Origin of the sequence: uncultured Streptococcus sp., from assembly GCF_915066115.1 — a bacterium.
In the GTDB taxonomy this organism is placed as follows: Bacteria; Bacillota; Bacilli; order Lactobacillales; family Streptococcaceae; genus Streptococcus.
Genome location: NZ_CAJZDT010000117.1, coordinates 1 through 5,971, shown reverse-complemented (window position 1 = coordinate 5,971; position 5,971 = coordinate 1). Strand labels below are relative to the sequence as shown.

Annotated in this window: 4 protein-coding genes; all 4 read right to left on the bottom strand. The window is 44.0% G+C overall.

Annotated elements, in window-relative coordinates:
* Positions 1-485 (bottom strand): serine O-acetyltransferase (cysE, locus tag QZ565_RS07775; protein WP_295527876.1); only part of this gene is annotated, 485 nt, incomplete at its 3' end.
* Positions 486-506: 21 nt separating this feature from the next.
* Complete coding sequence (gene pnp, locus QZ565_RS07770) at positions 507-2,714, bottom strand: polyribonucleotide nucleotidyltransferase (protein ID WP_295527872.1); 2,208 nt, start codon at positions 2,712-2,714, stop codon at positions 507-509.
* Positions 2,715-3,320: 606 nt separating this feature from the next.
* Positions 3,321-4,187: a methylenetetrahydrofolate reductase [NAD(P)H] gene (metF, locus tag QZ565_RS07765; protein ID WP_000089956.1), complete on the bottom strand. Its 867-nt coding sequence runs from the start codon at positions 4,185-4,187 to the stop codon at positions 3,321-3,323.
* 102 nt (positions 4,188-4,289) lie between these two features.
* Positions 4,290-5,971: 5-methyltetrahydropteroyltriglutamate--homocysteine S-methyltransferase (gene metE / locus QZ565_RS07760; RefSeq protein WP_295527862.1), on the bottom strand; the 1,682-nt coding region annotated here is incomplete at its 5' end.

Genomic DNA, 5,971 nt, shown 5'->3' with positions numbered 1-5,971 from the left:
ATACCGACAACTGTTACATCACTAGGTACGTCCGCCACAACAACCGCTGCAGCACCGACCTTGGCATTTTCACCGATTTCAACGGGTCCAATGACTTGAGCATGAGCAGAGATGAGAACACCTTTACGAATGGTCGGATGGCGTTTGCCACAATCCTTCCCAGTCCCACCAAGGGTTACCCCATGATAGAGGAGTACTCCCTTTTCAACGATAGCAGTCTCTCCAATCACGAGACCTCCCCCATGATCGATAAAAACACCTGAATCGATCTGAGCGCCCGGATGGATCTCAATCTGAGTCCAGAAGCGCCAAAACTGACTGTGCATACGAGCCAGGAGTTTAAAGCCATGCTTCCAGAGAAAATGCGAGAGACGGTGGGCCGCCAAGGCCTTGACACCTGGATAAGTCAGCAAAACCTCCAAAGTGGTGCGGGCCGCTGGATCATTTTCTTTTACGATATCAATGGTTTCGCGCCACCATCCCATACATTTCTCCTTTTCTTATTCTTAATCTTTTGGTGTTTCTGTAAATTCTTTCTTAGGTTTGTGGTCCTTGTGATGACGTGGGCGGTGAGGTCTCTCAGACTTTTCACCATTTTCATCATGCTCAGGTTTGGGCGGACGAGGAAGAAGGGCTTTCATAGAGGCATCGATACGGCCTTTTTCATCAATCTTGATAACCTTAACATCGACTTCGTCTCCGATTTCTACCAAATCTTCTACACGGTTAGTACGAGTCCAAGCCATTTCAGAGATATGAACAAGTGCATCTGTCTTATCAAAGAGGTTGACAAAGGCACCAAATTTCTCGATACGAACAACCTTCGCATGGTATACTTCATCCACCTTAGCCTCACGAACCAAACCAGCAATAATTTCTTTAGCACGATTAATAGCATCTTGGTCGCTAGAGTAGATAGACACATTTCCTTCTTCGTCAATATCAATCTTAACGCCTGTTTCAGCGATAATCTTGTCGATGGTTTCTCCACCCTTACCGATGACAATCTTGATCTTGTCCACATCAATCTTGATGGTATCAATTTTCGGAGCAGTTGGAGCCAATTCTGGACGAACTTCTGGAATGGTTGCTTCAATCACATCAAGGATTTCAAAACGTGCTTTCTTGGCTTGGGCAAGGGCTTCTGTCAAGATTTCTGCAGTAATCCCTTGGATCTTGATATCCATTTGTAGGGCTGTAATCCCGTCACGAGTACCTGCAACCTTGAAGTCCATGTCTCCAAAGTGGTCTTCCAAACCTTGGATATCTGTCAAGACTGTATAGTTGTTTCCATCTGAGATGAGCCCCATGGCAATCCCTGCTACTGGCGCCTTGATTGGCACACCACCAGCCATAAGGGCAAGCGTTCCTGCACAGATAGAAGCCTGAGATGAAGAACCATTTGATTCCAAGACCTCAGCTACCAAGCGGATAGCGTATGGAAATTCCTCCAAACTTGGCAAAACTTGAGCAAGAGCACGCTCACCAAGAGCACCGTGACCAATTTCACGACGACCTGGCGCACCGTAACGACCAGTTTCCCCTACAGAGTATTGAGGGAAGTTATAGTGATGCATAAAGCGTTTCTTGTACTCTGGGTCCAAACCATCGATGATTTGAGTTTCCCCCATTGGAGCCAATGTCAAAACTGAAAGAGCCTGAGTTTGCCCACGAGTGAAAAGACCTGAACCATGCACACGTGGTAAGAAGTCAACAACCGCATCCAAGGGACGGATTTCATCGACCTTACGACCGTCAGGACGCACCTTATCTTCTGTGATCAAACGGCGCACTTCAGCGTGTTCCATTTGTTCCAAGATTTCAGCCACATCACGCATGATACGGTCAAATTCTTCATGTTCTGCATATTTTTCTTCGTAAACTGCAGTCACTTGGTCTTTAACTGCTTGAGTTGCAGCTTCGCGAGCTAATTTTTCTTCTACTTGAACCGCTTTTTGGAGATCACTGTTGTAAGCTGCGATGATTTCAGCCTGCAAATCAGCATCCACATGAAGCAATTCCACCTCTGCTTTTTCTTTACCGACTGCGGCAACGATTTCTTCTTGGAAGGCAATCAATTCTTTGACTGCTTCGTGCCCTTTAAGAAGGGCTTCCAACATGATTTCTTCTGACAATTCTTTGGCACCAGACTCTACCATGTTGATAGCGTGTTTGGTACCAGCTACTGTCAATTCAAGAAGAGATTGCTCTGCTTGTTCTTGACTTGGATTAATGATAATTTGGCCATCGACATAACCCACTTGTACCCCAGCGATTGGTCCGTCAAATGGAATATCTGAGATAGAAAGCGCTAAAGATGAACCAAACATAGCAGCCATAGGTGCAGATGCATTTTCATCATAAGAAAGCACGGTGTTAATCACTTGCACTTCGTTACGGAAACCTTCCGCAAACATTGGACGGATTGGACGGTCAATCAAACGCGCTGTCAAAGTCGCATCTGTTGAAGGACGTCCTTCACGTTTCATAAAGCCACCAGGAAACTTCCCAGCCGCATACATTTTTTCTTCGTAGTTGACTTGAAGAGGGAAGAAATCTCCAGTTGCCATTTTCTTAGACATCACGGCCGCAGTCAAGACAGTTGACTCACCGTAACGCACGACAACAGAGCCATTTGCTTGCTTGGCAACCTGACCAGTCTCTACAATTAACTCACGACCCGCAAAAGTCGTTTGAAACACTTGTTTTGTCATTTTAATCCCCTTTGGATTGATGAAATTATACGCCTTGCCTACAAAAATCAGGATACTAAGCCGTCAAGCAACTCAAAGGAAAATAGGAAATCGAACGACGGAGCGACTGCTCCTAGGCAGATTTATCTTTTTCCAAAGAGTTGTAGGCGTGTTCAATTCTCAAGATACCAAGGACGTCAAAAGCAAAGTAAAAATAGGAAACTGACGAAGTCTTCGATGAAGACAAGACAGTTTATCTTTTTTACACAGCTTTTCGGCCGGGTTCAATTACTCAGGATACAAATCATTAGAAAGATTTGATGCTAAAGCATCTAATCCTTTCACGCTAATCGCTATCAGGCAATTAGCTAAATGCTTTACTAACTCTCTCGTCAAGTAACATCGATTTGACTCGTTCGTGTCGCTCTTTCCTACCGTTAGTTATCAGAAAGATTTGATGCTAAAACATCTAAGAGTTTCAGTTTAAATGCATTGTATTATTTAATACCCTCATCTTTGTATCAAGTACGTACAGAGTCTATTTTATCATATTTTTCTTAAAAAGTGCGGTCTTTACCATTAAAAAGGAACCATTCCCCTCACCTGAGAAGAATGGTTTGCTTTTTATTATCCTAGAGACTGATGATTAAACAAGGCATGAGTTGCTTGGTGGATGTATTTTGCTGTTTCAGCATTGTTCATAGTGTAGAGATGCACACCGGCAACATCCTGAGTTACCAAGTCCACGATTTGGTCCACTGCATAGGCAAGTCCTGCTGCTCTGAGCGACTCAGGGTCATGCTCATACTTGTCTAAGATGGCTTTAAATTTGCGTGGAAGATGGATATTCTCACAAGTCTTCAAGAGGCGGAGAGCCTGATTTCGATTCAGAATTGGCATAATCCCTGCATGAATAGGAACATCAATCCCTGCCAAAATGCATTTGTCTTGGAAATCATAGAAGCGCTCATTGTCAAAGAAAAGTTGAGTCACGAGGCTCGAACAGCCTGCATCCACTTTCTTCTTAAGATTTTGAATATCTGAAATCTGATTTGGTGAATCTGGATGCCCTTCTGGATAACAAGCACCAACAATATCAAAGTGAGGAGCTTGCTCCTTGATGAACTCAATCAAGTCAGTTGCGTAGCGGAAATCCTTTTGTGGTTCCACATCTGGAATAATATCCCCGCGAAGAGCCAAGATTTTCTGTACCCCAACCTTGTCCAAATCAGCAATGGTTTCAGCAACCTTATCCTTGGTCAAATAGATGGCTGGCAAGTGAGCAATAGTCGGAATCGCCAAGTCATTTTGGATAAAGTCAGCCAAACGAACCGTCGTTTCCTTGATATTAAATTTATTATTGCTGGCAGTTACACTGATAAAGTGAGGGGCCAACTCCTGCATATCTTGAAGAGCAGAAATAATTTTATCATTACCCACGGCTGGGTTTGGAGGGAACACTTCAAATGAGAGTGACGGTGTTTGGCGTGACATAGTCATTATCCTTTTCTAGTTGATTTTTTCGTTAGCTGGACTCTTAGAATCCAAGTGAAACAGGCAGATTGACCAAACAGTGCTTCTTGGGAAATCCTTATCTTACAATTTCTCACGCGCAGCTTTAGCTGCTTCAACAAGGCGGATCAAGCTTTCTTTTGTTTCTGGAATACCACGTGTTTTCAAACCACAGTCAGGGTTAATCCAAACTTTCTTGCTTGGCACTTTAGCAAGGATAGCTTCGATCGTGTGGTCGATTTCGCCTTCATTTGGCACACGAGGAGAGTGGATATCGTAAACCCCAGGTCCCACTTCTGTTTGGAAGTTTTTCGCTTTGAGTTCGTCCAAGATTTCAAGATTTGAACGGCTAGCCTCAAATGAGATAACGTCCGCATCCAAGTTGTCGATAGCTGGGATGATATCTGTAAATTCTGAGTAACACATGTGAGTGTGGATTTGTGTATCTGGTGCTACTGTTGAGTGTACCAAGCGGAAGGCAGGAATTGCCCAGTCAAGGTAGTCTTCATACCAGTCGCTACGACGGAGTGGCAATTTCTCACGAAGAGCAGCCTCGTCGATTTGGATGATTTTCACACCGGCAGCTTCAAGATCAAGCACTTCATCCTTGATAGCAAGGGCGATTTGAAGAGTTGAATCCTTGATAGAGATGTCTTCACGTGGGAATGACCAGTTGAGGATGGTAACAGGTCCAGTCAACATACCTTTAACAGGTTTGTTTGTACGGCTTTGTGCATAGCTAGACCATTTAACAGTGATAGGGTTAAGACGAGTGACATCACCCCAGATGATTGGTGGTTTCACCCCACGCATACCGTATGATTGTACCCAACCATTTTTAGAGAAGAGGTAACCTGACAAGTTTTGACCGAAGTACTCAACCATGTCGTTACGCTCAAATTCACCGTGAACAAGGACATCAAAATCGATATCTTCTTGCCATTTGATCCATTCGTCAATTGTTTCAGCAAGGAAAGCGTCGTACTCTTCTTGAGACAATTCACCTTTACGGTAAGCCAAACGTTTCGCACGAACTTCTTTTGTTTGAGGGAATGAACCGATAGTTGTTGTTGGAAGAGCTGGAAGTTTGAAAGCTTCTTCTTGGATAGCTTCACGTTCTGCAAAGGCTGGCAAACGAGTGTAGTCTGCGTCTGTCAAGCCAGCGATACGCGCACGAAGTTCTGCATTTTCACCCACACGCTCAGTCGCAAAGAGTTCTTTATTTGCTGCAAGAGCTTCTGCTCCTTGACCGTTGCGGATAGCATCCAAGTCACGGATTTCATCCAATTTCTCAACTGCGAAAGCAAAGTGGTTCAAGATAGCTGGTTCAAATTCTTCATTAGCAGTTGTGAATGGCACATGAAGAAGTGAGCATGAGCTAGTCAAAACGATGTTTTCAGCTGGAATTTGCTCAAGAACAGCCAAGCTCTTTTCGTAGTTGTTACGCCAGATGTTTTTACCATTGACAATACCTGCATAGAGAGTCTTGTCTGCTGGGAAACCACCTTTAACAAGTTCAAGAGTTTTCTTACCTTCAACGAAGTCCAAACCGATAGCATCAACTGGCAAGTTTACAAGATCAGCGTAAACGTCACGAACGTCTCCGAAGTAAGTTTGAAGCAAGACTTCAAGACCTTTTTTGTCAGCCAAGAGTTTGTTGTAAAGGTTCAAGAAGAGAGCTTTTTCTTCAGCTGTCAAATCTTTGACAAGAGCCGCTTCATCGAGTTGGATACGAGGCGCACCAAGTTCAGCCAATTTTGCAAAAA